The sequence below is a fragment of the Geodermatophilus sp. SYSU D00684 genome (genome assembly GCF_054050455.1).
Genome location: NZ_JBJGZI010000005.1, coordinates 52,960 through 79,662 on the forward strand (window position 1 = coordinate 52,960; position 26,703 = coordinate 79,662).

At 75.0% G+C, this 26,703-nt stretch carries 24 protein-coding genes; 16 read left to right on the forward strand and 8 right to left on the reverse strand.

Annotation, left to right across the window (positions count from 1 at the left end):
- Positions 1–5: 5 nt before the first annotated feature.
- Positions 6–1,007 (reverse strand): GNAT family N-acetyltransferase, encoded by a 1,002-nt coding sequence (locus ACI79L_RS04725; RefSeq protein WP_456935659.1) that lies wholly within the window; start codon positions 1,005–1,007, stop codon positions 6–8.
- 453 nt (positions 1,008–1,460) lie between these two features.
- Between ACI79L_RS04725 and ACI79L_RS04730 the strand changes: the two genes are divergently transcribed.
- From ACI79L_RS04730 to ACI79L_RS04745, 4 genes are all read left to right on the forward strand, one after another.
- Complete coding sequence (locus tag ACI79L_RS04730; protein ID WP_456935660.1) at positions 1,461–2,891, forward strand: polysaccharide biosynthesis tyrosine autokinase; 1,431 nt, start codon at positions 1,461–1,463, stop codon at positions 2,889–2,891.
- Between the two features lie 64 nt (positions 2,892–2,955).
- A complete protein-coding gene (locus tag ACI79L_RS04735; RefSeq protein WP_456935661.1) occupies positions 2,956–4,797 on the forward strand; it encodes a polysaccharide biosynthesis protein in 1,842 nt (613 codons plus the stop codon).
- The gene (locus ACI79L_RS04740) at positions 4,794–5,951 is read left to right on the forward strand and encodes a DegT/DnrJ/EryC1/StrS family aminotransferase (protein WP_456935662.1); all 1,158 of its coding nucleotides are present in this window, start codon (positions 4,794–4,796) and stop codon (positions 5,949–5,951) included. The genes ACI79L_RS04735 and ACI79L_RS04740 overlap by 4 nt, the downstream gene beginning before the upstream one ends.
- Entirely contained in the window at positions 5,948–6,571 is a 624-nt protein-coding gene (locus ACI79L_RS04745; RefSeq protein ID WP_456935663.1) for a sugar transferase, read from the forward strand. The genes ACI79L_RS04740 and ACI79L_RS04745 overlap by 4 nt, the downstream gene beginning before the upstream one ends.
- Positions 6,572–6,625: 54 nt before the next feature.
- Here ACI79L_RS04745 and ACI79L_RS04750 read toward each other — a convergent pair whose 3' ends face one another.
- The 3 genes from ACI79L_RS04750 to ACI79L_RS04760 all read right to left on the reverse strand — a co-directional run bounded on the left by ACI79L_RS04750 (position 6,626) and on the right by ACI79L_RS04760 (position 9,695).
- Positions 6,626–8,233 carry an FAD/NAD(P)-binding protein gene (locus ACI79L_RS04750; RefSeq protein ID WP_456935664.1) on the reverse strand — a complete coding sequence of 536 codons (1,608 nt, stop codon included), beginning with the start codon at positions 8,231–8,233 and terminating at the stop codon, positions 6,626–6,628.
- On the reverse strand, positions 8,230–8,937 hold the full coding sequence (locus tag ACI79L_RS04755; RefSeq protein ID WP_456935665.1) for an acetyltransferase: 708 nt from the start codon (positions 8,935–8,937) through the stop codon (positions 8,230–8,232). The genes ACI79L_RS04750 and ACI79L_RS04755 overlap by 4 nt, the downstream gene beginning before the upstream one ends.
- Positions 8,938–9,146: 209 nt before the next feature.
- The gene (locus tag ACI79L_RS04760; RefSeq protein ID WP_456935666.1) at positions 9,147–9,695 is read right to left on the reverse strand and encodes a phosphatase PAP2 family protein; all 549 of its coding nucleotides are present in this window, start codon (positions 9,693–9,695) and stop codon (positions 9,147–9,149) included.
- A 150-nt stretch (positions 9,696–9,845) separates the two neighbouring features.
- Between ACI79L_RS04760 and ACI79L_RS04765 the strand changes: the two genes are divergently transcribed.
- Positions 9,846–9,992 carry a hypothetical protein gene (locus tag ACI79L_RS04765; RefSeq protein ID WP_456935667.1) on the forward strand — a complete coding sequence of 49 codons (147 nt, stop codon included), beginning with the start codon at positions 9,846–9,848 and terminating at the stop codon, positions 9,990–9,992.
- Between the two features lie 6 nt (positions 9,993–9,998).
- Here ACI79L_RS04765 and ACI79L_RS04770 read toward each other — a convergent pair whose 3' ends face one another.
- Positions 9,999–10,871 (reverse strand): hypothetical protein, encoded by an 873-nt coding sequence (locus tag ACI79L_RS04770; RefSeq protein ID WP_456935668.1) that lies wholly within the window; start codon positions 10,869–10,871, stop codon positions 9,999–10,001.
- A gap of 482 nt (positions 10,872–11,353) precedes the next feature.
- Here ACI79L_RS04770 and ACI79L_RS04775 point away from each other — a divergent pair, with 482 nt between their 5' ends.
- From ACI79L_RS04775 to ACI79L_RS04795, 5 genes are all read left to right on the forward strand, one after another.
- A complete protein-coding gene (locus tag ACI79L_RS04775) occupies positions 11,354–12,667 on the forward strand; it encodes a hypothetical protein (protein ID WP_456935669.1) in 1,314 nt (437 codons plus the stop codon).
- A 79-nt stretch (positions 12,668–12,746) separates the two neighbouring features.
- Positions 12,747–14,465, forward strand: a complete 1,719-nt coding sequence (gene pelF, locus ACI79L_RS04780; RefSeq protein ID WP_456935670.1) for a GT4 family glycosyltransferase PelF — start codon at positions 12,747–12,749, stop codon at positions 14,463–14,465.
- Positions 14,466–14,535: 70 nt separating this feature from the next.
- A complete protein-coding gene (locus ACI79L_RS04785; protein WP_456935671.1) occupies positions 14,536–14,751 on the forward strand; it encodes a hypothetical protein in 216 nt (71 codons plus the stop codon).
- A gap of 251 nt (positions 14,752–15,002) precedes the next feature.
- The gene (locus ACI79L_RS04790) at positions 15,003–16,535 is read left to right on the forward strand and encodes a DUF4832 domain-containing protein (protein WP_456935672.1); all 1,533 of its coding nucleotides are present in this window, start codon (positions 15,003–15,005) and stop codon (positions 16,533–16,535) included.
- Between the two features lie 37 nt (positions 16,536–16,572).
- Positions 16,573–17,649, forward strand: coding sequence for a putative glycoside hydrolase (locus ACI79L_RS04795; protein ID WP_456935673.1), 1,077 nt, complete (start codon positions 16,573–16,575; stop codon positions 17,647–17,649).
- A gap of 324 nt (positions 17,650–17,973) precedes the next feature.
- On the opposite strand, the gene ACI79L_RS04800 is transcribed toward ACI79L_RS04795, so the two are convergent.
- A complete protein-coding gene (locus tag ACI79L_RS04800) occupies positions 17,974–19,293 on the reverse strand; it encodes a UDP-glucose dehydrogenase family protein (protein ID WP_456935674.1) in 1,320 nt (439 codons plus the stop codon).
- 121 nt (positions 19,294–19,414) lie between these two features.
- On the opposite strand from ACI79L_RS04800, the gene cysC reads away from it, so the two are divergent.
- Entirely contained in the window at positions 19,415–20,452 is a 1,038-nt protein-coding gene (gene cysC, locus ACI79L_RS04805; RefSeq protein ID WP_456935675.1) for an adenylyl-sulfate kinase, read from the forward strand.
- On the opposite strand, the gene ACI79L_RS04810 is transcribed toward cysC, so the two are convergent.
- Entirely contained in the window at positions 20,433–21,278 is an 846-nt protein-coding gene (locus tag ACI79L_RS04810) for an SDR family oxidoreductase (protein ID WP_456935676.1), read from the reverse strand. The genes cysC and ACI79L_RS04810 overlap by 20 nt on opposite strands.
- Positions 21,275–22,270 (reverse strand): dTDP-glucose 4,6-dehydratase, encoded by a 996-nt coding sequence (rfbB, locus tag ACI79L_RS04815; RefSeq protein ID WP_456935677.1) that lies wholly within the window; start codon positions 22,268–22,270, stop codon positions 21,275–21,277. Before rfbB ends, ACI79L_RS04810 begins: the two co-directional genes overlap by 4 nt.
- 462 nt (positions 22,271–22,732) lie before the next feature.
- On the opposite strand from rfbB, the gene ACI79L_RS04820 reads away from it, so the two are divergent.
- The 5 genes from ACI79L_RS04820 to ACI79L_RS04840 all read left to right on the forward strand — a co-directional run bounded on the left by ACI79L_RS04820 (position 22,733) and on the right by ACI79L_RS04840 (position 26,670).
- A complete protein-coding gene (locus tag ACI79L_RS04820; protein ID WP_456935678.1) occupies positions 22,733–22,927 on the forward strand; it encodes a hypothetical protein in 195 nt (64 codons plus the stop codon).
- Between the two features lie 353 nt (positions 22,928–23,280).
- On the forward strand, positions 23,281–24,363 hold the full coding sequence (locus ACI79L_RS04825; RefSeq protein WP_456935679.1) for an LCP family protein: 1,083 nt from the start codon (positions 23,281–23,283) through the stop codon (positions 24,361–24,363).
- 74 nt (positions 24,364–24,437) lie between these two features.
- A complete protein-coding gene (locus ACI79L_RS04830) occupies positions 24,438–24,566 on the forward strand; it encodes a hypothetical protein (protein ID WP_456935680.1) in 129 nt (42 codons plus the stop codon).
- Between the two features lie 79 nt (positions 24,567–24,645).
- Complete coding sequence (locus tag ACI79L_RS04835; protein ID WP_456935681.1) at positions 24,646–25,251, forward strand: arsenate reductase/protein-tyrosine-phosphatase family protein; 606 nt, start codon at positions 24,646–24,648, stop codon at positions 25,249–25,251.
- Positions 25,252–25,548: 297 nt separating this feature from the next.
- Positions 25,549–26,670: a CDP-glycerol glycerophosphotransferase family protein gene (locus ACI79L_RS04840; RefSeq protein ID WP_456935682.1), complete on the forward strand. Its 1,122-nt coding sequence runs from the start codon at positions 25,549–25,551 to the stop codon at positions 26,668–26,670.
- Positions 26,671–26,703 lie beyond the last annotated feature (33 nt).

Genomic DNA, 26,703 nt, shown 5'->3' on the forward strand with positions numbered 1-26,703 from the left:
CGCGGTCAGGCGGGGCGGCGCCAGGGCGGGAAGAACCCGGCCGTGTCGTCGGTGCCGGCGAGGTCGCGGTAGCGCACCGGGTCGTGCACGAGCTTGGCGACGTGGAAGGGCAGCGGCTCGCTCTCCGGGTCGTAGCGGTGCTTGAAGACGAACAGCGGCGAGGACGCCGACCCGCCCAGACCGCCGCCGAGGTGCAGCCGCGACATGCCCTGCGCCTGCGCCCACTCGGCCGCGGCCAGGAACAGCCGGTTCGAGGCGCCGATGCCGCGGGCGACGTCGGCGGAGGCGCCGAGGTGGTAGTGCAGCCACGAGCCGTGCGGGAAGCACAGCAGCGCGGCCACCAGCCGGCCCTCCAGCCGGCCCTCGACCAGCAGCGGGCGCAGCGTCGCGGCCTCGTCCACCAGCGCCGTCCAGTAGGCGTCCGGGAAGAAGAAGAACGGGTCGGCCTGCTGCCGCTCCATCGTCGTGTAGTAGAGGTCGCGGAAGGCGCCGAGGTCGGCCGGGGCCGGGTCGACGGTGACCGCGAGGCCCTCGCGGTCGGCCCGGCGCGCCGCCCGCCGGTGGTGAGGGTGCATGCCCGCGAGCAGGTCGCGGCCGGGCGAGACGTCCCAGGCCACGGTGGAGCCGGCGGGCACCAGCTCGGCCGAGGCCGGCACCAGGGCGGCGTTGCCGAGCAGCGGGTGCAGGCGCAGGAACGTCGTCACGACGCCGTTGGCCCGCGCCCACGCGTCCAGGGCGGGGCCGAGGGAGGCCGCCGCGGCGGCGGAGCGGGCCACCGGGCCGCCGTAGCCGTAGGCGCTGATGGCGTCCCAGCCCCGGCCGTCGGGCAGCGGGCGCAGCAGCAGCGGGAGGGCGACGTCGCCATCGGCGGAGCGCACGTGCAGCAGCACCGGCCGGGTCCCGGGGACCTCGAGCAGCGCCGACGCCCGCGAGTAGGCGGCACTGGTGTAGGTGTCCAGCCCGCCGAGGCCGGCGACCACGCGGTCCCACTCGGCCTCGGGGACCACGCGCACGGTCCCCTCGGAGGTCGGGGCAGGCGCAGGCCGATCGACGTCCGCCACGGTCACGCGCGCTCCCCCGACTCGGTGTCCACGAGCGGAGGCTAGACGTCCGGGACGCCGGATGGCCGGTCACCGTGCGTCATCACTCCATCGGGATGACGCGCCGGGGCCACGTGCTCCTCGGCTCGACCCGCCGCCGCCCCGGCCTCGGGGACCTGTGACGCACGTCTCCGAACGGACCGCCACGGGCGCCACGGTCCGTACACGCGCCGATCACCCGGGATGACGACGAGCCGCCGTGCGCCCCGGAGTTACGGATACCGGCGTTCCCCGTACACCAGAGGCCCCTGCGCTCCGTGTGGCGGCACTACGTTCCGTGCGCCCGGCCATCCCCGAGGGACGGCCGGGCGACGTGTGGAGCCCCGGCCCAGAGGGTTCCCCCAGCCGAGTGGTGGACGGGTGAGACGGAACGACCTGATCGAGCTCCTCCGGCGTCATCGTCGGTACGTCGTCGCCGGGCTGTTGCTCGGTGTGGTCGTGGCCGGCGTGCTGAGCTGGACGGCGGTGCGGACCTACACCTCCTCGACGCAGCTGTTCGTCGGGACGGCGGGCTCGACCGCCTCGGCCGACGCGTACGAGGGCAACCTGTTCTCCCAGCAGCGGGTCGCCTCCTACGCCCAGGTCCTGACGTCGCGGGAGCTCGCGCAGCGCGTGGTCGACGAGACCGGCCTGCCGCTGACCGCCCGCGAGGTCGCGGCGAAGGTGACCGTCACCCCGCTGCCGGAGACCGTCGTCCTCGACGTCCGGGTCACCGACACGTCCCCCGAGCGGGCCCAGCAGATCGCCACCTCGCTGGCGCAGCAGTTCACCCAGCGGGTGACCGAGCTGGAGACCCCCGCGGGGGCCACGTCGCCGACGGTCACCATCACGACCATCCAGGCCGCCGACCTCAACCCGACCCCGGTCGGCCCGGACGTCGTCGGCAACCTGTGGCGCGGCGCCGCCATCGGCCTGGTGCTCGGCATCGGCCTGGCGCTCCTGCGCGGGTACCTCGACCGCAGCGTCCGCGAGGTCGACGACGTCGAGCAGTCCACCGGCTCCCCCGTCGTCGGCCGGGTCTTCGACGACCGCAAGCTGGGCAAGGCGCCCCTACCGGCCGGCGCGGGCGCCCAGTCCCCCACCGCCGAGTCCTTCCGCGCCCTGCGGGTGAACCTGCGGCACCTGCGCGGCGGCGAGCGCGGCCCGCAGGTCGTCGTGGTCGCCGGCGCCGTCCCCGGCGAGGGCGCGACGACGGTCGCCGTCGACCTGGCCGTCTCCCTGGCCCGCGCGGGCGAGCGGGTGACGCTGGTCGACGCCGACCTGCGGCAGCCGCGGGTCCGCCGCCGGCTGGGCCTCCCCGACGGCCCCGGCCTCACCGAGGTGCTGAGCGGCGCGGCCCAGGTCCGCGACGTCACCCAGAGCTGGGACGAGGGCCCGCTGCGGGTGCTCGGCGCCGGCGCCCTGCCGGCCGACCCCGAGGCGCTGCTGGGCTCCCCCGCGATGGCCGCCCTCCTGGCGGGGCTGCGCGACAGCCAGGACGTCGTGGTCGTGGACGCCCCGCCGCTGCTGCCGGTCGTCGACGGCGCGGTGCTCAGCGCCCGCGCCGACGTCTGCCTCCTCGTCGCCCGCTACGGGCGGACCAGGCGCGAGCACCTGGCCGAGGCCGCGGCCGCCGTGGCGCGGGTCCGCGTCCCGTCGCTCGGGGTCGTCCTCAACCGCGTCCCCCGCGGCGCGGCCGTGGCGACGGCGGGGTCGACGAGCTACCCCGCCGACCGGCACCGCCGGCGGACCCACCCCGCCGCGCTGCAGGGGTCGCCGGCCGGCTCCCCGCTCCCCCCGCACCAGCAGTGACCGTTCCCCCTCCGACCCGACCGGCCGGCCGGCGTCGTCCCCTGCCCGCGAGAGAGAGGCTGACATGACCGGGAAGGACCCCGGCCTGCGGTGGCGCCTGATCCGCTTCGCGATGCTCGGCGGTGACGTGGTCTCGCTGCTGGCGGGCCTCGTGCTGGCCGTCACGGCGCGCTACGAGGGGGCGCTGCACCTGATCGGCATCAAGGGCCTGGTCGTGTCCATGGCCCTGGCGATCCTGGTGTTCCCCGTGGCCTCGACCGCGCTGCGGCTGCACCAGGGCCGCTACGCGGTGGGCAGCGTCGACGAGCTCAAGAGCCTGGCGATCGCGGTGGGGCTCACCGCCCTCACCGTGCTCGCCGTCGTCGCCGCCGTGGGGACCCCGCGGCTGCTGCCGCTGAGCGTGCCGCCGATCGCCGCCGTCCTGTCCTTCGTGATCATGGCCGCCTTCCGCCTGGCGATCCGCAGCCAGCGCGAGGGCGCCGTCCGCCCGCGGACCGGCCAGCGGACGCTGGTCTTCGGCGCCGGGATCGCCGGCGAGCAGCTGGTCCGCTCGATGCTCGGCGACCCCGACAGCCCCTACCTGCCGGTCGGACTGCTCGACGACGACCCGGCCAAGCGGCACCTGCGCATCCGCGGCGTGCGGATGATGGGCAACCGGGAGCGCCTGGCCGACGCCGCGGCGTCCACCGGCGCCGAGGTCGTCGTCCTCGCCCTGCCCTCGGCCGGGTCGGCCCTGGTCCGCGACCTCTCGCAGCGGGCCACCGACGCCGGGCTCGCGGTCAAGGTGCTGCCGCGGATGGCGGAGTACTTCAACCGCCGGGTCGGCATCCGCGACGTCCGGGACATCGACGTCGCCGACCTGCTCGGCCGCCGGCAGATCGACACCGACGTCGCCGAGATCGCCGACTACCTGCGCGGCAAGCGGGTGCTGGTGACCGGCGCCGGCGGGTCGATCGGCTCGGAGCTGTGCCGGCAGATCCAGCGGTTCGGCCCCGGCGAGCTGATGATGCTCGACCGCGACGAGTCCGCCCTGCACGCGCTCCAGCTGACGATGTTCGGCGAGGCCAAGCTGCACGAGCCGCAGGCGGTGCTCGCCGACATCCGCGACGGCGAGGCCCTGCGCCGGCTGTTCGCCGAGCGGCGCCCGGAGGTGGTCTTCCACGCCGCCGCGCTCAAGCACGTCAACATGCTCGAGCAGTACGCGGACGAGGGCTGGAAGACCAACGTGCTGGGCACGCGCAACGTTCTGGCCGCCGCCACCGAGGTCGGCGTCACCCACTTCATCAACGTCTCCACCGACAAGGCCGCCAACCCGGTCAACGTCCTCGGGCACACCAAGCGGATGGCCGAGCAGCTGACCGCGGCCTACGCCCGGGGCAACCCCGGCCGCTACCTGTCGGTCCGGTTCGGCAACGTGCTCGGCAGCCGCGGCTCGGTGCTGGAGACCTTCGCCGCACAGATCGCCCGCGGCGGCCCGGTCACCATCACCGACCCCGAGGTGACCCGCTACTTCATGACGATCCCCGAGGCGGTCCAGCTGGTCATCCAGGCCGGCGCGATCGGCCGGGGCGGGGAGGCCCTCGTGCTCGACATGGGCACGCCGGTGCGCATCGGCGACGTCGCGGCGCACCTGATCAGCCTGGAGGGACGGCCGATCGAGATCCGGGTGACCGGGCTGCGGCCGGGCGAGAAGCTGCACGAGGAGCTGTTCGGCTCCGGCGAGCAGGACAGCCGCCCGTTCCACCCGATGATCAGCCACGTGCCGGTGCCGGCCCTGCAGGCCGACGAGCTCGAGCGGCTGGGGACGAGCTACCCGGCCCCCACCGCCCGGAGCGCGGCGATCCGCAACCGGGTGGCCGAGCTCCCGGCCCGCGACGGCGGCTCCACCCGCGTGGTGCCGCTGTGACGGCCGCGCCCGTCCGCCGGCGGGGCCGGATCCTGCTCTCCTCGCCCGACGTGGGCGGCCGCGAGCAGGAGCTGGTCGCCGAGGCCATCGCATCCGGCTGGATCGCCCCGCTGGGGCCCATGGTCGACGCCTTCGAGCAGCGCATCGCCGAGCGGTGCGGCCGGGAGCACGCCGTGGCCCTGTCCTCGGGCACGGCCGCGCTGCACCTGGCGCTGCTCGAGCTCGGCGCCCGCCCCGGCCGCGCCGTCGTCGTCCCGACGATGACCTTCGCGGCGACCGCGAACGCCGTCGTCTACACCGGTGCCGAGCCGGTGTTCGTCGACTGCGACCCGGAGTCCGGCGCCCTCTCCCCCGCGCTGCTCGACGAGGCGCTGGCGGCGCTGCGGGCGGAGGGGACGGCGGTCGCCGCCGTCGTCCCGGTCGACCTGCTGGGCCGCTGCGCCGACTACCCGGCGCTCGAGGAGGTCTGCGCGCGGTACGGCGTCCCGGTCGTGTCCGACGCGGCCGAGGCGCTGGGGTCGAGCTGGCGCGGCCGCCCGGCCGGCTCGTTCGGCGTCGTCGCCGCGCTGTCGTTCAACGGCAACAAGATCATGACGACGAGCGGCGGCGGCATGCTGCTGACCGACGACGCCGAGGCCGCCCGGCGGGTCCGCTACCTGAGCACCCAGGCCCGCCAGCCGGCGGTGCACTACGAGCACACCGAGGTCGGCTACAACTACCGGCTGAGCAACGTGCTGGCGGCCCTCGGCCTGGCCCAGCTCGAGCGGCTGGACGAGATGATCGGCCGGCGCCGCGCCCTGCGGGAGCACTACGCCGCTCTGGTCGACGGCGTCCCCGGGGTGCAGGTCTTCCAGCGGGCGGGCGACGAGGTCGACAACTGCTGGCTCACCGCGCTGCTGGTCGACCCCGCCGAGGCCGGCTGGTCGGTCGACGACCTGCGGGAGGCGCTGGACCTCGCGGACATCGAGTCCCGGCCGCTGTGGAAGCCGATGCACCGCCAGCCGGTGTTCGCCGGCGCCCGCAGCCACCTCGACGGCTCCGCCGACCGGCTGTTCGCGACCGGGCTCACCCTGCCCAGCGGCTCGGCGCTGACCCCCGACCAGGTCGACGCCGTGCTCGAGGTGGTCGCCGGGTTCCTGGAGGCGCGGCGGTGAGGCGGCGGCTCTACCTGCCGGTCAAGCGGGCGGTCGACGTCGTCGTCTCCGGGGTCGGACTGCTGGTCAGCGCGCCGGTGATGGCCGCGGTGGCCGTCGCGGTGCGGCGGGACCTCGGCTCCCCGGTGCTGTTCCGGCAGCAGCGGCCCGGCCGCGACGGCCGGCCGTTCGAGCTGGTGAAGTTCCGGACGATGCGCACGTTCGGCCCGGACGACTCGGTGGCCACCGACGGCGACCGGCTCACGCCCTTCGGCACGTGGCTGCGCAGCACCAGCCTCGACGAGCTGCCCACGCTGTGGAACGTGTTCCGCGGCGACATGAGCCTCGTGGGCCCGCGCCCGCTGCTCATGGAGTACCTGGACCGCTACACGCCCGACCAGGCGCGGCGGCACGAGGTCCGGCCCGGCGTCACCGGGCTCGCGCAGGTGCGCGGGCGGAACCTGCTGAGCTGGGAGGACAAGTTCGCCGCCGACATCGAGTACGTCGACGGCCTCGGTCCCCGCATGGACGCCCGGGTGCTGCTCGCGACGCTGCGGACGGTGCTGCGCCGGCAGGGCATCTCCGCGACCGACGCCCCGACCATGCACCTGTTCACCGGCGAGCGGGCCGACGCGGCCTGACCTCCCCGCCACCGGCACCGGGCCGGGCCCCCACCGGGGGCCCGGCCCGTTCCGTCACTGCGCGGAGGACGCGGGTGCCGCGGCGAGCGTGGCGGCGAGGCTGCGGCCCAGCGCGGTGCCGAAGGAGCTGATCCGGCCGCAGTGCTCCATGTGCCACACCGGGGAGCCGTTGACCACGTTGCCCGCCAGCAGCGGCCCCATGACGTAGAGGCCCGGGGCCGCCTCGAGCGTCGGGCCGACCGCGATCCCCCCGCCGTAGCGGGTGGATTCGACCACGCCGCTGCTGATCAGGTCGGCGACGAGCGAGGGGCTCGTGTCCTGGAGGCGGCGGACCGGCCCGGCGCAGTTGACGACCACGTCGGCCGGCCGGTCGAGCTCCGCCGGGACGCCGTCGCGGAGGAGGTGCACCCGCACGCCGCGACCGTCGGCGGCGCTGACGCCCGTGAAGCTGCCGGCCACCGTCTCCAGCCGGCCGTCCGCCGTCAGCTCGTCGAGGACCTCGTAGTACTCCCAGCCGGCCCGGCGCTGGTGCCGGCCGAGCTCGACCCCCCAGTGCCCGGCGAACTCGAGCGTCTCCTCGGCCGACAGCCGCTTCAGGACCGCCATGACCCCGTCGGAGATCGGCTTGAGCGTCTCGCCCACCGAGAAGCCGGCGTCCTTGCCGCGCACGAGGTCCCCGATGGCGGCCTCGTAGACGTCGACCGCCCGGATGAGGTCCTCGTCGCGCAGGGCGTGCAGGAGCTCGGGTCGGTAGTCCGCGTCGGGCCGGGGCGGGCTGATCCGGTCCGGCAGCCTGCCGCCCGGCGTCAGCACCGTGAAGCGCACGCTCTTCTCGGCGGCGACGGCGAGGTCGTTGACCTGGTACAGCATGTCCATCGTGCTCGCGTTGCCGCCGAGCACGACGACGTGCGGCGGGTCGCCGGCCGCGTCCAGCCGGCGGAGTGCGGCCGCGATGCGGTCCCGGGCCTCGGTCATCCCGTCGAAGGGGTCGTCGACCAGCACCGCCTCGGGCTCGTCGCCGTCCACCGCCAGCCGGGGTGCCACCGGGGACGACCCGGTCGCCAGCACGACGTGCGTGGCCTTCAGCGTGCGCTCCCGGCAGTCGATCGCGTAGCCGGTGCCGTCCGTGCGCAGGGAGACGACGTCGTCCTGGAGCTCCGTCGTCGTCGCCACGCCCGCGGCGGTGGCCGCGGCGACCGCCGCGCGGACCCGCTGGGACAGGTGGAGGCCGAAGACGTAGCGCGGCAGGAACAGGTCGTCGAAGTCGTCGCGCGCCACCGCGTCCCGGTGCCGCGACCACCACCGGGACGAGACCGGCCCCTCCGCCGCCAGGAACTCGTCGAAGGCCCAGTCCTTGTTCACGGCGAGCCAGTCGGAGAACAGCCGCCGCTCGGCGTCGGGCAGGAAGTCCCGCAGCGACGTGATGAGCAGCGAGGTCCGGGCGGCGCGGCTGCCGTAGGGGACGCCGGGGAAGGGGTCCGGCGCGCGCTCCACCACGGCGATGCGGAGCGGCCGCGCCGGTGGGTCCTCGGCCAGCGAGGTCAGCAGCGCGATGAGGACGTAGGAGGTCGAGGCGCCGGCGCCCACGAACGCCAGGTCGTAGGCCGCCTCCGGCCCGTCGTCCTGGGGTCGTCCCGGCCGCTCGAGGGTGCTCTGTGTCATCGGACCGGGAGTCCCGCCTGCTGCCGGCCACCGGAGCTGACGAAGACCGGGTCCGGCGGCACCTCCCCGCTCCGGTCCGGGAGGATGCGCGCCGGGTTGCCCACGGCGGTGGTGTGGTCGGGGATGTCGTGGAGGACCACCGTGCCGGCGCCGATCTTGCACCAGCGGCCGATGGTGACCTTGGGGATGACGACGGCGCCGACGCCGATGTGCGTGCCCTCGCCGACGGTGACGTGCCCGCTCAGCGCCGCCTGCGGGCTGATGTGCGCGTAGTCGCCGATGACGCAGTCGTGGTCGACGCTGGCGCCGGTGTTGATCAGCACGTGCCGGCCGATCCGGGCGTTGGGCTGCACCATCGCGCCGGCGAGGACCACGGTGCCCTCGCCGATGGAGGCCGAGGGCGCCACGATCGCCGTCGGGTGGATCGCCTGGCCGAACCGGGCGTCGAGGACCTGGGCGAGCTCGGCGCGCTCGCCGTTGATGCCGACGGCCAGGACGAGCGGGACGTCGAGGCGCGGGAACGCGTCCGGCCCGACGATGCGGATGCCGGGGAGGACGTTGCGGCTGGCCGGGTGCTGGTTCGCAGGGGAGTCGTTGAACACCTGCCGGACCCGGATGCCCCTGGCCCGGAGCACGTCGATGACGACCTGGGCGTGACCGCCGGCGCCGTAGACGTCGTAGACCGACCTGTCGCCGAAGGTCACACGGCCTCCCTGCTTCGCTCACGTCTCGTTTCCCCTGCCGGCCCGCACGGCGCTGGGAGCCGGGGTGGCGGGCGCAGCGTATTGGTCGCGCAGGCCGCCGGGGAGGTCTCGTGCGCGGAAAGCGGACTGCGGAGTCCGCACCGTTCCATCCCGGCCCTCCGCCCGTCGTGCCGTCGCTGACCGTGCCCGGCCGGTGACCGGGCCGGCGGTCAGCGCGCGGGGGCGGTGCGGCGGCGCAGGAGCCGGTCGAGGGCGCGGGTCACGAGGACGCCGACGGCCGCGCCCAGCGCCCAGCCGGCGAGGACGTCGGTGACCCAGTGGGCGCCGAGGTAGACCATGCTCACGCCGACCGCCGCCGTCCCCGCGGTCAGGACGGCGACGACCAGGCGGCCCACCAGGTCCCGCCGTCGCAGCCCCCACAGCACCAGCGGGACGGCGGCCCCGGCGGTGAGCGCGGCGATCGAGGAGGGGAACGCGGTGCCGTCGGCGGGCACGAGGGCGAGCTCGGCGGGCGGGCGGGACCGGCCGATGACCTCCTTGAGCCACTCCGCCAGCGCGGTGGCCGCCGCCGAGGAGACCATCGCCGCGGCCACGGCCCGCCAGGCCCGGAAGACGGCCGCGAACACCAGCGCGGCGAGGGCGGCGAGGGCGTAGGTCGCGGCGGGCTGCCCGGCGTCCATGAGCCCGCGGGTGGCCGCGTCCGCCCAGCCGGTGCGGTGCCGGTCGATGGCCTCGAGCACCGCCTGGTCGAACGACATGCCCGGAGTATCCGTCAGCACCGGCCGGGGACGGCGGCGTGAACGGGCGGGAACGGCTCTGTGGACACCGCGTGTGGCGAGGCCACGGAGGGGGTACGTTCTGCCGCGGGTCAGGTCGGCCCGGGGGGACCGAGCGGTCGAGGAGTGGCCGTGCTCATCGTCGTCATCTGCTGTGCGGTGTGGCTGACCGTGGGACTGCCGGTCGGCCTCCTCCTGGGCCGCGCGCTGCGCCACGCCGACTCGGCCGAGCGCAGCCCCCTCACCCCGTCGGCCCTCGGGACGTACGGGTCCCGCTGACCGGCCTCAGTCCTGCGGGGCGGGCACCCGCTGCGCGGGCGCCTCGAGCGAGAGCGCGTCGTCGCGGCGGCGCAGCCAGGCCGCCGGCAGCACCAGGCGCGGCGCGACACCGACGAGGACCGCGACCAGCACGGCGACGGCGGACAGCGCCTCGCCGGACTCCTCGGCGAACGTGGCCAGCGCGTACCAGCGCGCCCCGACCCAGCCGGAGACGGCGGACAGTCCCACCGAGGCGGCGGCGTAGAGGCCGAGGGTGGTCAGCACGCGGCGCCGGTCGCGGCGCTCGGCGCGGCTGATGACCGCGAGGACGGCGAGGACCGCGCCGGCGAGCAGCACGCTCACGACGACGGCGCCGGTGGGTGTGACGACCGAGGACAGGGCCTGCATGCCGGTGACGTGCACGGTGCTGCCGGCCTTGACCACCGCGATCCCGCCGGCCACCGCGCCGACGGCCAGCCACCAGGTGCGGCGGCCGGGGTTGCGGGCCGCGCCGGCGACCCCGGCGAGCGAGGCGGCGGCGAACAGGGCGGCCACGAACATGCGCGGCAGTGAGTACGGGGCGTCCATGGACAGGACCCGGGCGACCTGGCCGGTCGTGCCCTGCAGGCGCAGGGCGTAGCCGACCGCCTCGAGCGCCACGGCGAGGGCGGCGAGGCCCACGGCGACGGGCGGCAGCGGCACGCGCCGGCGGGCCGGGCGGACGGCGGCCCGCGCGGCGGCCGGGGAGCCGCCGCCGCGCGCCGCGGGGGTCAGCAGCTCCTCGACCTCGGCGCCCGGCGAGCGGCGGTCGGCCAGCCGGATGCCCCGGCCCAGGACGACGCCGAGCGCGACGGCGACGACCACCCACGCGGCGAGCCCGCCGACGATCCACGTCCCCACGTGAGCACCATCGGCAGGTCCGGGCCCGGACGTGACAGTCCGGTCACACCACAGGGGGAGATGGGGCGGACGGGCCGGTTCTGACGCACGAGACCGAGCGACGGCGCCATCACTCTGCGTGACGGCAGCGACCGTGCTCAGGGCGGTCCTCCCCCGGGCCCCTGTGTGCTTGGCCACAGCCGGCTCCCCGGCGACGCGCGCCGCTCACTCCCCGCGAGGCGACGGTCGCGCACCGTCCGCCGGCCCCTTCTCCGCGACTCCCCTGTGCCGAAACGCGTGCCAGACTCGCCGCTGCCGCCTTGTCAGCGCTGACGGGCGAGGTCCGGCAGTTCCACCCACGGGAGTCAGCAGTGCTCGACACCACGCCCACACAGGTCAGGGCGACCCGGCACGACAGACGACCCGATCACGGAGCGTGGCCACACCTGGCAGGCATCCCGGTCCTCGTCCTCCTGCTCGGCGGGACACTGCTCCTCCCCTCGGTGTCCGACCGGGGGCTGGTCCTCGGCATCACGGTGGCCGTGGCGGTGCTCGTCGTCGGCGGGCTGGCCCTGGCGTGGCCGCGGGACACCGGCAGGCGCCCGCTCGGCACGGTGGGCCAACTGGTCCTGCACCTCACGCCGGTCCTGCTGCTCACCACCGTGTTCCCGCTGGTGAACGAGGAGATCAGCAGCGCCCGCATCGGGGACGTCGGGCTGACCAGCGTCGTCCTCGCGTCGTCGATGACCGTTCCGTGGCTCAGCCAGTCGGTCTGCATGCCGCTCTACCGCGGCATCGGCGAGACGCTGCACCGGCCCGACCCCGACGCCCTGCTGAGCGCTTTCAGCCGCGCCTGGCCCCTGATCGCGCTGCGCTCCCTGTCCGTGGTGGCGCTGTTCGCCGTCCCGGTGCAGCTGGTCCTGGACTGGCCGCTGGAGGTGCTCGGCGCGTACCTGGCGCTGACCGTCGCCCACCTGCTGTTCGTCCAGCTCCTGGTCCTCACCAACCGCCCCGACCACCGGGGGCTGTGGGCGGCGTCCTGGACCGCGTACGCCGCGGCGTTGTTCCTCGTCCCGACGGTGTGGATCCTGCCGCCGCTGGCCGGGCTCGCCGTGCTCCTCGTCCCGCTGCGCCGGCACGTCCGGCACCTGGCCGACCCGCTGGTCCTCGACCGCCGGGACGTGCTCGCCGACCTGCTCCGCGGGCTCCTGCTCGGCGCGGTCCTCTGGGCCGACAAGTTCGTGTTCCTGCTGGCCGCGGGCCGCGACTTCGCCGTCGACACGGTGTTCCTCGCGCTGTTGCCGGCGATCCTGGCCTACAACGCGTACTTCGTCGTCTTCGCGCCGCGCTTCGACCGGGAGGTCGGCCGGCTGCGCGCGGCGATGGAGGACGAGCCGCTGGACCGGCTGCACCGCCACTCGTCCCGGCTGGCCGGCACGGTCACCTCCGCGATCCTGTCCACCGGGCTGGCCGGGGCCGCGCTCGTCCTGGTCGTCACCGGTGGTGTCGTCACCTGGGAGCCCCGGGCCGCGGGGCTGACCGCCGCGGTCGCCGTCGCGTCCTGGACGTTCATGATGACGACCGTCGTCTCCTACAAGCTCGACTACGTCGGGCAACGGACGCTCGCCCAGGGCCTCGGCGCCCTGCACCTGGCCGCCTGTGTCGCGGCCTTCGTCCTGCTCCCGCCCGGTCCGGCCGTCTACCTCCTGCTGGCCGGTGTCGAGGTGGTGCTCCTGGCGGTGGCGCTGCGCAGCTGCCTGCGCCACTGGGGCCGGCCGGAGTACAGCCTCTTCTGGCGGCACGCCACGTCCTGGTGACCCGGCGCCGCCCCCCTCTCCACCCGCCCCACCGTCCAGCACCGCGCACCCGGCCCGAGCCCGAGGAGACCCCGCAGGGATGGCATCCCAGCCCGCCTACGAAGACGTCGACGTCGCGATCGTCATGGAGTCGACCTACCCCTACCTCAAGGGCGGGGTCTCCGCGGTCGTGCACGACATCGTGGTCGAGAACCCGGACCTGACCTTCGGGATCATCCACCTCACGTGGGACTCCACCAGCCCGCAGGAGGACCTGTACGGCGTACCGGCGAACGTCCGCTGGGTGCACCCGCTCTACCTGAGCATGCAGGAGCACCAGGCCGACTTCCGCGACCTCACCCCGCGGGACCTGGGCATGTCCCGCCGGGGCCGCCGCGCCCTGGCGAACCGCCTCTTCGACGCCCTGGAGTCCGTCGTCGCCGGTGACCCGGAGCCGGTGTGGTCGCTCTTCGACGAGGGGATGAACCCGCGCACCCGGCGCTACCCGCTCTGGGCCCTGCTCGGGACCCAGGAGTTCATGCAGGTGCTGCAGCGGCGCTGGGCGGGCCTCGGGCTGTCGCTGGTGGACACCTTCTGGCTGATGAGGGAGTTCTTCTCCCTCGCCTGCGCCGTCCTCGGCAACGACCTCCCGAAGGCGCGGGTGTACCACGCCCACACCACCGGCTACGCCTCGCTGATGGGCGCCGCGGCGGCCCGGCAGAACGGCGGCCGGTTCCTGCTCACCGAGCACAACCTCTACGTCCGCGACACCGTGAACCTGCTGCTCGACAGGGACATGGCGCTGCCGGTCACCGCCGCCGACTGGCGGACCTTCGACGTCCCGCCGACCCAGCGGGCGTGGATGACCTGGTGGATCGAGATGGGGCGGCTCTGCTACCCGAGCGCCGAGGTGATCACCTACCTGTACCCCAAGGCGATCACCGAGGCCGCCGACCTGGGCGCGCCGGTCGAGAAGAGCGTCGTCATCCCCAACGGGATGGTGCCCGCGGCGGTGGAGCCGGCGTACCAGCAGCGCCTGCGCGCCCTCGAGGACATCGCGCGCGCCCCACAGGACCGCGTGTGGCGGCTGGCCTACATCGCCCGGGTGGTCCCCATCAAGGGCATGCTCGACCTGCTGGACACCGTGCACCTGCTGCTGCAGCGGGGCGTGACCGGCTTCCACCTCGACGCGCTCGGCCCGACGGACCACGTGCCCGAGTACTACGCGGCGTGCCTGGAGAAGGTGGAGCGTCTCGGCCTGTCCTCGCACGTCACCTTCCGCGGGGTCGTGGACGTGAAGGCGGAGATCGGCGGCTACGACGTCCTCGTCCTGCCGAGCTACAACGAGGGCCAGCCGATCGTCGTCCTCGAGGCGATGACCGCGGGCATCCCGACCGTGGGCACCGAGGTGGGCGGCATGGCCCAGTTGGTGGAGGACCCGCTGACCACCGAGGGTGGGCACACCTGGGGGCCCTGCGGCGTGCTCGTGGACCCGCTGCACAAGGCGCCGAACATGGCCGAGCAGCTCGCCGACGGGCTGTCCCGGCTGATGGCGGACCCGGCGCTGTACGCGGAGTACGCCCGCAACGCCCGGGGCCGGGTCGAGGACTTCTTCCAGCTCGTCGACGCCATGCGCGCCTACAACGACCTCTACCGCGAGCTCGGCGAGCTGCCGCCCCGGAACACCGTCGCGCCCTCCGACCCCGGGGCCGGCCCCGCGCCGGTGGTCGCGCCGGTGGTCCGGGAGGCGGTCGCGGACGTCGTCCGCCGGCCCGGCCGACTGCGTCCGGGGTTCCTCGGACTGCGTCCGGCGACCTAGGATCGCCGCGCCCGTCGACGGAGACGGGCGCGCGGTCAGGGACCGCGCGGGACGTGCCGATGGAGTTCCCGTGGCCTCTGTGTTCCTGCTCGGCGCACTGCTCGTCGTCCCCTGGCTGCTGACGGCGCGCCGCGGACCGGGGGCGCCCGCGGCGACGCCCGCCTGGACGCCTCCTGCGCAGCAGCCGGTGCGTCCGCGGGCCGACCCCGACGAGTGGTGGCGCGAGTCCTCCGCTCTGCCCTCCCGCACGCCCGTCCGAGAGCCCTGGCCCGTCCTCGAGGTCTGACCACCTCTCCTGTGACGCCTGGGGTGGTTGCGGCTGCCCCATGGACGCAGCGTTGCGTGCTTGCTTGACTACACCCCGCACACGGACGGACCGGTCCCCCGCTGCCCGCGGGGAGGTGCCGGCCGTCCCCAGGCGGGAGGTACCGGGTGGGCAGGCACTCGTCGGACGATCCGGGGAGGCCGCTCCCCCGACGTGATGGCAACCGGCGCCTCCGCTGGCTCTCCGGGGGGCTCGGCGCGCTGGTCCTGGCGGTGACCGTGACCGTGGCGCCGTCCGCCCCTGCCGACGTCGCCGTGGAGGCGGCTGCCCCCTCCGCGCTGGACGCGCGCTGCGCGGACCGCTCGCCCTGCGTCCGGGAGGCCCTCCGCGCCACCGCCACCAGCCTCGGCGCGGGCCGCGGCCGGCCGCCGGCACCGAGCCCCACGACGACGCCGACCTCCACGACGACGCCGCCCACCCCGAGCACCACCGCGGCGCCCACCACGTCGACGCCGACCACGACCCCCGGCGCGGCCGCGCCCGTCGGCATCGCCTACCCGCCCTCCGACGAGGTCATCGCCAACCCCGAGCGCGGCTTCACCCACTACACCGAGACCCGCTGGTCCCCCGACGGCAGCGCGTACACGCCGCTGGACGCCGGCACGATGACCGCGTGGCGGACGACCGAGGCGGTGACGCTGGTCTACCGCGTGTTCTACCTGGGGGGCCTGGCCGACCGGGACACCGTCGACACGGCCTTCCTCGCGCAGGTCGCCGCCGACCTCGACACGGCCCGCGCCGCCGGGGTCCAGCTGGTCGTCCGCTTCGCCTACTCCCCCGACGACGACCACGACGCGCCCCCGGCCCGTGCCGTCGGCCACGTCCGGCAGCTGGCCCCGGTGCTCAACGCCGGCTCGGACGTCGTCGCGGTGCTGCAGGCGGGTTTCGTCGGCCGCTGGGGCGAGTGGTACTACTCCGAGCACTACGCCTCCGACCCGGCCGCCCCGTGGGCGCTCACCGACGCCGACTGGGCCCGCCGCGGCCAGGTGCTCGACGCCCTCCTCGACGCGACGTCCCCGGACATCTGGGTGCAGGTGCGCTACCCCGCGATCAAGCAACGCCTCGTGAGCGGCGCGGACGCCGCGCGCGTCGGGATCCACGACGACTGCTTCCTCGCCGACGAGACCGACATGGGCACGTTCGCCTCGGACGGGGACCGGGCGTGGCTGGCCGGCCAGTCGGAGACGGTCCCGGTCGGCGGCGAGACCTGCGGGACGAACGGCACCCGCTCGCAGTGGCCCACCGCCGCGACCGAGCTGGCGCGCTACCACTGGACCTTCCTCAACGCCGACTTCCACCGGGGCGTCCTCGACTCCTGGGGCGAGGACGGCCTGGCGACCGCCGCCCGCTCGCTGGGCCACCGGCTGCGGCTGGTGTCCGGCTCGTTCCCCGGGACCGCGCGCCCGGGGCAGACGGTGTCCCTGGTGCTCACGCTCACCAACGACGGCTGGGCCGCCCCGCTGTCCGACCGGCCGGTGCAGGTGGTGTTCCGCCAGGGCGGGCAGACGGTGGCCGTCCCGGTCCCCGTGCAGGTGCGGAGCCTCACCCCGGGGACGTCCCGCACGTTCGCGCTCGACGTCGCGGTGCCGACGGCGCCCGGTCCGTGGGCACTCGCGCTGGCGCTGCCCGACGCCGCGCCGTCGCTGGCCGGGAACCCGGCCTACGCCGTCCGGCTGGCCAACGCGGGGCTGTGGGACCCGGTGACCGGCCGCAACGACCTCCGGCACGTCCTCACCGTCGGCTGATCTGCCCGGATGCGGCGCACCTGACAGGCTCCTGGGCATGGTCACCCGCCGCGGCGCCTGGATCCGGTACCAGGACCCCCTGTCCGACGAGCAGCTGGACTTCGCGGTCGAGCACTACCAGGTCGCCATCCTCCAGCCCTGGGAGGACGAGGCGGCCGCCCGGCTGAAGGAGCAGCGGCCGGACATGACCGTGCTCGCCTACCGGTGCCTGTCCTCGGTGCGCGACTTCGAGACCGGGCCCGTGTACACGTCCGGGGTCAGCCTCGAGGAGGCCGAGGAGGCCGGCGAGGAGTGGTTCGCCCACCGAGAGGACGGCGCCCGCATCCAGTGGGCGACCTACCCGGGCCACTGGCAGATGGCGGTGTGGGAGCCGGACTACCGCGAGCGGTGGTGCGACAACGCGGCCGACTTCCTCGAGGACACCCCGTGGGACGGCCTCATGGCCGACAACGACGTCTACGACGACTACTACGGGCTGCGCCCGCCGCTCGAGGGCGGGCGGACGATGGCCGACCTGCGCCGCACCATGGACGAGTTCGTCCCGCAGGCGGGCAAGCGGCTCAACGAGATGGGCAAGCTGCTGGTCCCCAACATCGCCGAGTCCCGGCGGGATCCCGGCCGCTGGGCGCGGCACGCCGCCTACGGCGGGGGCTTCGAGGAGGTCTTCCTGGCCTGGGGGCCGGGGGACTTCCTCGACCCGGGGAGCGCCCTGGCACAGATGGACGAGCTGGCCGGCCCCGGGCTCACCATCGTCCGGACGGCGACCGACGGGCGGGACGACCACCCCAACTTCCTCTACGGACTGGCCGCACTGATGGTCTTCGGCCCGGAGGAACGGGCGTACTACTCGGCCACCGACCACGACGGGTACAGCGGGACGCCGTTCCGGCCCGAGCTCGAGTGGGACCTCGGCGCCCCGCTCGGCCGGCCCCAGCAGCGCGGCAACGCGTGGTCGCGGGAGTTCGAGTCCGGCTGGGCGGGGGTCAACCTCAACGAGAACAAGCGCCGCAAGGTCACCCTCGCCGTGCCGCCGGGGCTGCGGACCGCCGGCGGGGAGCCCGCGCCGGCGAGGGTCACCCTCCAGCCGCACGAGGGCGCGGTCTACCGGCGCTGAGCACCCCGGGACGCCGTCCCGCCCTCCCACGCCGAGGACACCATGGCCCGGACGTCGTGCTGCGCCCTCCCAGCCCAGCGTCGCGCGGATCCGTCCCGACGAGCGGCCCGTCGAGGACGCAGCCGACGACGAGGGGGACGCCGGGGACGCGGTCGGCGTCGCCGGTCGAGAGGTCGTCGAGGACGACCACCGCCTCGCCTGCCTCGCGCATGGCGAGGACGACGTGCGCGCCGATGTCGCCGGCGCCGCCGGTCACGAGCCAGGTCACCGGCCGAGCCCAGGTGCCCCGGGCGCCGGTCCCGGGGTCCGTTCGGTCACACCGGTTCAGCCGGCGCGGCGGCCCAGGGCGCGGTAGGTCCAGCCGGCGGCGGTCCACGCCTCGCGGTCGAGGGCGTTGCGCCCGTCGAGGACGCGCTTGCTGGCCACGACCTCCCCGAAGGCGACCGGGTCGAGCTCGCGGTACTGGCGCCACTCGGTGAGCACGAGGACGGCGTCGGCGCCGGCGGCGGCCTCCTCCGGCGAGGCGGCGTAGTCCAGGTGCGGCCACTCGCGCCGGCCGTTGTCGACCGCCGCCGGGTCGGTCACGCACACCGATGCGCCCTGCAGCTGCAGCTGGGCGGCGACGTTGAGGGCCGGGGAGTCGCGGATGTCGTCGCTGTCGGGCTTGAACGCCGCGCCCAGGACGGCGACCTTCTTGCCGAGCAGGGAGCCGTCGAGGACCTCGCGGGCCAGCTCCACCATGCGGATGCGGCGGCGCATGTTGATGTTGTCGACCTCGCGCAGGAACGTCAGCGCCTGGTCGGCCCCCAGCTCCCCGGCGCGGGCCATGAAGGCGCGGATGTCCTTGGGCAGGCAGCCGCCGCCGAAACCGAGGCCGGCGTTGAGGAACCTGCGGCCGATCCGGTCGTCGTAGCCGATGGCGTCGGCCAGCAGCTTGACGTCGGCGCCGGTCGCCTCGCACAGCTCGGCCATCGCGTTGATGAAGCTGATCTTCGTCGCGAGGAAGCTGTTGGCCGCCGTCTTCACCATCTCGGCGGTGGCGTGGTCGGTGGTCACCTTCGGCGTCCCGCGGGCGACGATCGGGGCGTAGACCTCGTCGAGCAGCCGCTCGGCGGTCTCGCCGTCGCCGCCGGCCGGCAGGCCGTAGACCAGGCGGTCGGGGTGCAGGGTGTCGCGGACGGCGAAGCCCTCGCGGAGGAACTCCGGGTTCCAGGCCAGCAGCACGCCGGGCACCTTCTCGCCGAACAGCGCGGCGAGCCCGGCCGCGGTGCCCACCGGGACGGTCGACTTGCCCACCACGAGGTCGCCCGGCTGCACCACCTGCAGCAGCGACTCCGCGGCCGCCTGCACGAACCGCAGGTCCGCCGCGTACTCGCCGTGGCGCTGCGGCGTGCCCACGCAGACGAAGTGGACCCGGGCACCGGCCGCGTCGGCGACGTCGGCGCTGAAGCTCAGCCGTCCCGACTCGAGCGCGTGGCCCAGCAGCTGTTCGAAGTCCGGCTCGTAGAACGGCGCCCGTCCCGCGCACAGCGCCGCGATCCTCCGCTCGTCGACGTCGATCCCGACCACCTCGTGGCCGAGCTCCACCATCGAGGCCGCGTGCACGGCGCCGAGGTAGCCGCAGCCGATGACCGAGATCCGCACCGCCGCCTCCTCGGGCTCGGGACACTTAGCTCCCGAAGTGCACCACGGAGAGCCTGGTCGCGCCCGTCGGGAACGGGAGGAGCCACCGTCCGGGCGACCGCGGACCAGGCAGGATGACGGCATGCCCGACGCCCGTGCCCGGCTCGACGACGCCCAGGTCGCCGCGGTGGCCCGCTACCGCGCGGGCCTCGCGCCCCGCCCCGACCTGCCGCCCGCCGAGGAGTACGAGGACGCGCAGGGTGTGCTGGTTGCGACGGCGGCCGAGGGCGATCTGACCGTCGTCGAGGTGCCGCGCTGGGAGCCGCCGTCGGCGGTGGCCGAGCGGCTGCACGACGAGGGCTGGACCGACACCGTGGCCTGGGTGGGCCCCCCGCCCGTCGACGTCGCGGAGCTGCCGCAGCGGCTGCTCGCGCTGGTGCCCGCGGCCGGCCTGCCTCCCGACTCCGCGGCGCTGTCGTCCGTGGCCGCCGCGTGGGCGGCGGTCTGCGAGGGCGGCCGGGACGTGATCGTGGTGCCGGTGCCGGTCACCCCCGACGCGCCGGAGGCCGGGCCGGAGGAGCTCGCCGCCGCCCACGGCGCCTCGCTCCTCGGCAGCCGGCCGTGGTCGGGGACGGCGCGCACCGGCGGCACCGTGGTGTTCTGCACCGGCCTGTCCGGCGCCGGGAAGTCGACGATCGCCGAGCGGCTGGTGGAGCTGCTCATCGAGGCCGGGCGCACAGTCACGCTGCTCGACGGCGACGAGGTGCGGCACCACCTCTCCGCGGGTCTCGGGTTCTCCAAGGCCGACCGGGACACCAACGTGCGGCGGATCGGCTGGGTCGCCGCGCAGATCGCCAAGCACGGCGGGATCGCGGTCTGCGCGCCGATCGCGCCCTACGCGGAGGTGCGCGCGGACGTCCGGCGCGAGGTCGAGGCGCAGGCGGGGCAGGGCGGCTTCGTCCTCGTGCACGTGGCGACGTCGCTGGCCGACTGCGAGGCCCGCGACCGCAAGGGCCTGTACGCCCGGGCGCGGCGCGGCGAGATCCCCGCCTTCACCGGCGTCAGCGACCCCTACGAGACGCCCACCGACGCCGAGGTCACCGTGGAGACCGCCGGGCGCGACGTCGACGAGTGCGCCCACCAGGTGCTCGCGGCGGTGCTCAGCCGTCCAGCGACGTGAGGTAGCCCTCCACGGCGGTGCGCCAGTCGCGCGGGCGGAAGCCGGTCGCCTCCAGCCGCGCCAAGTCGAGCACGCTGTTGAGCGGCCGCGGCGCGAGGTCCTCCTTGTCGGCGGTGTACTCGGCGGTGCTCACCCGCCGGACGTCGTGCGGGTCGCGGCCGCGGGCGGCGAACACGACCTCCGCGACGTCGGCCCACGACGCCGGCTCGCCCCCGCAGGTGACGTTGTAGGTGCCCGTCGCCCCGCGCTCGACGAGGTGCGCCACGGCGTCGGCGAGGTCGTCGGCGAGCGTGGGCCGGCCCACCTGGTCGGCGACGACGGACGGGCTGACCCCGCGGTCGGCGAGGCCGGCCATCGTCCGCACGAAGTTGCGGCCCTCGCCCACCACCCAGGTGGTCCGCAGCAGCAGGTGCCGGTCGAGCGCGGTGACCAGCGCGTCGCCGTCGGCCTTGCTCCGCCCGTAGACGCTCAGCGGGCACACCGGCGCGTCCTCCGGGATCGGCCCCCGGCGGTCGCCGTCGAAGACGTACTCGGTGGAGAAGTGCACGAGCAGGAACCCGTGCGTGCGCGCCGCCTCGGCGAGGGCGCCGACGCCGTCGACGTTGACCGCCCGCACCGCGGCCAGGTGGGCCGGGTCCTCCGCGGCGTCGACGGCGGTCCAGGCGGCGGCGTTGACGACCACGTCGACGCCGGACCAGTCGTGCGCGGCGACCGCCGCCGGGTCGCCGACGTCGAGGTGCGCCCGGGTCAGCGCGACCGCCCCGGGGAACCGGTGGGTGAGCGCGCGGCCGACCTGACCGCCGGCGCCGAGGACGACCGTCGTCACTGGCCGCGCGCGGCGTAGGCCGCCTCGACCTGGTCCTTCAGCGGCCGCCACCAGTCCTCGTTGTCCCGGTACCACTCGATGGTCGCGGCCAGGCCGTCGCGGAAGTCGGTGTAGCGGGGCCGCCAGCCGAGCTCCTCGCGCAGCTTGGTGGCGTCGATGGCGTAGCGCAGGTCGTGCCCGGCCCGGTCGGTGACCGAGTCGAAGGCGTCGGCCGGCTGGCCCATCAGCTCGAGGATCGTGGCGAGGACGGTGCGGTTGTCCACCTCGCCGTCGGCACCGATGAGGTAGGTGTGGCCGATCCGGCCGCGCTCGAGGACCTCGTGGACGGCGGCGTTGTGGTCGTCGACGTGGATCCAGTCGCGCACGTTGTGGCCGGCGCCGTAGAGCCGCGGCCGGCGGCCGGCGAGCACGTTGGTGATCTGCCGCGGGATGAACTTCTCGACGTGCTGGTACGGCCCGTAGTTGTTCGAGCAGTTGGAGATCGTTGCCTGCACGCCGTAGGAGCGCACCCACGCGCGCACGAGCAGGTCGGAGGCCGCCTTCGTCGACGAGTAGGGGCTCGAGGGGTTGTACGGCGTCTCGGGGGTGAACTTCGCCGGGTCGTCGAGCTCGAGGTCGCCGTAGACCTCGTCGGTGGAGACGTGGTGGAACCGGACGCCGTGCCGGCGCACCGCCTCGAGCAGCGTGTACGTGCCGATCACGTTGGTCTGCAGGAACGGCGCCGGGTCGGCCAGCGAGTTGTCGTTGTGGCTCTCGGCGGCGAAGTGGACGACGGCGTCGCTGTCGCGGACCAGGTCGTCGACCAGCGCGGCGTCGCTGATCGAGCCGTGCACGAAGCCGATCGCGTCCTTGACGCCGGCCAGCGAGGCCTCGTTGCCGGCGTAGGTGAGGGCGTCGAGGACGGTGACGTCGTACTGCGGGAAGCGCTCGACGGTCTGGTGGACGAAGTTGGCGCCGATGAAGCCGGCGCCACCGGTCACGAGCAGACGCACGGGTGGTCCTCCTGCGGTAGGCGGGGCAGCTGCCGTCCCCGGGGCGGCGGGGGCCATCCTGCCCCGCGGTCCGGCCCCCGTGGGCGTCCGGCCGTCCCGTGCCCCCCGCACGGAGGAACGGGCGTCAGCAGGCGCCCGAGCGGCGCAGCACCGCGCGGACGGTGCGCCGGAGGACGGCCAGGTCCAGGCCGGAGGACCGGTTCTCGACGTACCGGACGTCGAGCTCCACGTCCTCTCGCCTGCCGTGGTCGCGGTACGGGCGCGGCGTCGGCACCGGGGAGCAGGGAGAGGAGGCCGGACGAGGCGGACCGGCGAGGAACCGATCCCATCCAGGTGCGTGTGGTGGCCGTGGGGTCGACGGGGCGGTGAGCACGCCGTGTGACACCGGCATCCGGGCCTCTCGGCAGCATCTGCCCGCGCGGCCGTGCCGGTCGGGCCCCTGGCTCCTCCTAGGAAGGAGAGGTGACCGTCGTGCTCCTCGTTGCGCTGTCGTGGCCCGTCGTGGCGCTCGCCGTCGCCCTCGGTCTGGGGCGGGTCCTCCGGCTGGCGGACCGCAGGGAACCGGCCGGGTGCGGTGACCTGCGCCGGGAGCTCGACTCGGTCCTCGCCGGCCTGGAGGACGACCTCCGCGCCGCTGCGGGACCGCGGACGGCCTGAAGCACGGCGCTCGGCACGCCCGCGACTGCTGACGGGGGGCGCGGGGCGTCAGAGGCCCGGGCGGACCGCACCGCAGCGGCAGGCGTAGAGACTGACGCCGCTGAAGGGGTCCTCCCCGACCCAGCGGAAGCGGTGCCACAGGCGGTGTCGCCGGGCCTTCGCCGGGACACCCGGACGCCACTCACCCGGGCGGACGGGGCCCAGCGGCACGGACACGCGTCCATGCTGCCCCACCCGCAGGCCCTGCGGAGCGTCACCGAGCGTGGCGCCGACCCACCCTCCAGGGTGGGACGGGCAGCCGGAGGTGCTGATCCACTCCTAGCCTCGTGGCAACGACAGCCACGGGGGTCACTGTGAGCAACGACGAGGAACGTCCGGGGTCCACGCTCGTCGCCGACGAGCCCACCACCGCGGAGCACCCTCCCCGCCGACGGCGCGGACTGCGGCGCTTCCTCGTCGCGCTCGGCGTGCTCGTCACCGTCCTCGTCGTGCTGATCGGCGGTGGCCTCTGGTACCTCACCGACCGCTACGCCGGGAACATCGACCGGGTCGGCGACGTCTTCGCCGACCTCGACGAGGAGGTCCGCCCCGCTCCCGCGACGCCGGCCGAGCAGGCCTCCGCGGAACCGGTCACGTTCCTCCTGGTCGGGAGCGACACCCGGGCCACGGCGGGTGCGGGCATCGCCGGGGGCGGCCGGTCGGACGCGATCATGATCGCCCGGTTCTCCGGGGACCGGCGGCACGCGCAGCTCGTCTCCATCCCCCGCGACTCGTGGGTGGACGTCCCCGGCCACGGGATGGACAAGATCAACGCCGCGTACGCCCACGGCGGGCCGTCCCTGCTGATCCGGACCGTCGAGCAGCTGACCGAGGTCCGCATCGACCACTACGTGGCCATCGACTTCGAGGGGATCGTCGAGGTCACCGACGCCCTGGGCGGGGTCGACGTCGTCGTCGCCGAGACCACGAGCTGGGGGCCGTACACGTTCACGGCCGGGGTCAACCACCTCGACGGCGAGCAGGCCCGCTGGTACCTGGGTCAGCGCTACGGGTTGGACGGCGGCGACTTCGACCGGGTGCGCCGTCAGCAGCAGTACCTCGAGGCGATGTTCTCCCAGCTGTTCACGTCCGACACCTTCACCGACCCGGGCCGGCTCGACGCCGCCCTGCTCGCGGTCACCAGCGCCGTCGGCGTCGACGACTCCCTCGGCAACGGGGACCTGCTGTCGCTGGCCTACTCCCTGCGCGACCTGCGACCGGAGAACGTCGACTCCTTCACCGCCCCGGTGCTGGGCACCGGCATGGAGGGTGCGGCCAGCGTCGTCTACCTCGACGAGGTGACCGGCGAGCGCATGTGGGCCTACCTGCGCAACGACTCGCTGTCGCAGAACGCGGACGAGTTCGAGACCCAGGCCCTGCCGGACGTCCCCCGCTGACCCTCCCTCCCCACCCTGCACGGACACCTCAGCCGCACACCGCCGTCCGGTCGTCCCCTCGCGAGGATCCGTGCGTGGCCTTCCTCCTCGGCTCGACCTGGCTGGCGCTCAACGTCCTCGTCGCCGAGCACGGGCACGTCCTCGTGACGGCCGCTCTCTGCGGAGTGGCGCCGGCCCGTCGGCTGTCGCGCCACGTCGCGTAGGACCTGCGGGTTCACCCGACCGGGTCGGTCCTCCCGCTCGGCAGGGCGGGGCGGGGACGGCACCCCCTACCGTCGAGGGGTGCGGCTCCTCTTCGTCTGTTCCGGCAACCTGTGCCGATCCCCGGTGGCCGAGCGGCTGGCCACCTCGTGGGCGCGGCAGTCGCTGGCGGACGGTCCGGAGCTCGACGGCCTGGAGATCTGCAGCGCGGGCACCTCGGCGACCCCCGGTCAGTCCATGGACCCGGCCAGTGCCCGGGCCCTGCGACGCCTCGGCGGCGATCCAGAGGGCTTCCGCAGCCGGCGGTTGGACCCCGAGCTCGCCGTGAGCGCCGACCTCGTGCTCACGATGACCCGATCGCAGCGCCGGGAGGTGCTGCACGTCTCCCCTCGCGGGCTGCGCACCACGTTCACGCTCCTGGAGGCGGCGGCACTGCTCGCCCGGGTGGACCAGGCCGGCCTGGGTGCGATGCCGCTGACGCCGCGTACCCGGGAACTCGCCCACCGCCTCGATGCCGCCCGGGCCCACCGCCCCGGATCCGCCTCCGACGACGTGCCCGACCCGATCGGTCGGCGCGCCGCGGTCCACGAGCAGGTGGCCGACAGCATCGCGGCGGCCCTGCGGCCGCTGGCCCAGGTCCTGTTCACCGACGTCCAGGACCAACCCGTCGTCCACATCCCGGCGTGACGCCCCGGGCCGCGGAGCAGTGCCCTGCCCTGCCCTGCGGGGCGCCGCGGGCGTCCTCTCGTGATGCCGTGAGGGGCGGACCAGGGGACAACTCGTCGGACCCGGTGCGAGCATGGCCACCGGAACGACGTCGTCCCGACGGAGGCTGATCGCGGCATGCGGTCCGGAGCACCTCGGCGTGGTCGCGACCGTCCGCGGTCGGCGCGGAGCGCACGGCTGCGGTACCTGCTCCTCCAGGGGACCCGTCCGGTCTTCTGGTTGCTCCTCCGGATCGTCCCGCCCCACCGGTACGCGGTCGTGAACAGCTGGCCGACTCTCGAGGGCAACGTCGTCGAGCTGCTCCCGGACCTGGTCGCGCGCTATCCCCACCGCGTCTTCTGGCTCTCCAGCGGAGACCCCGCGGTCGCCCGCAGGCACGTCGCCCGGCACGGGCTCGCCGGCGTCGAGGTGGTGCCGAAGAAGAGCCTGCGCGCCATCTGGCTGGCGGTCACGGCGGAGGTCTTCTTCTTCACGCACGGGTTCTTCACGGCGGTCACCCCGCCGAGCAGCCGGCTCGTCGTCAACCTGTGGCACGGCGACGGCCCGAAGGAGACCACCCACGCCGGCGACGTCCGCTCCACCGTGGTGGTCACCGGCGCCCGCATGTGGCAGCAGTACAAGGCCGAGACCTTCGGCGTCCGCGAGCAGGACGTCGCCTGGACCGGGAACCCCCGCACCAACGCCCTCCTCCGGGGGCTGGGCGCGGAGCAGTGGGAGCGCCTGCGGATCGACCCCGCCGACACGCTCGTGCTGTGGCTGCCCACGTACCGCGTCGGGAGCAACGACAAGGGGCTGGTCTGGGCCGACGGAGAGCCGCTCAGCGAGCGCAGCGACCTCCGGGACCTGCGCGAGGTCGTCTCCCGTCCCGGGATCTCCCTCGCGGTGAAGCCGCACCCCATGGACTGCGACGACTACTCGCGCCTCGGCATCCGCGTGCTCACCGACGCCGACCTCCGCGACGCCGACGTGGCGCTCTACGAACTCCTCGGCAGCAGCGCGGCGCTGATCAGCGACACCTCGAGTGCGTGGGTGGACTACCTCGCCCTCGGCCGCCCGGTGGCCTTCTACCTCCCGGACGCCGACCAGCTCGCCGCGAACCGCGGTTTCAACGTCCCCGACCTGCTGGCCATCCTCCCGGGCCCGGTGCTCCGTGACGTGCGAGAGGTGCAGGGCTTCCTGGAGGCGGTCGCCCGCGACGCGGCCGACCCGGCACTGGCGTACCCGGCCGAGCGCGAGCGGATCGGGACGGCGCCCGTCGGCGACGCACCGAACCGGTTGCTCGACTGGCTCGACGACTACCAGCGCGACCGCGGGCGGCGCCCGCTCTTCACCTGCGCCCGGCCGGACCGGCCCCCGGCTCCCGGGGCACCGGCGGGCTGACGCCCCTGCCCCGCCGGCCCGCCGCAGGGCGGC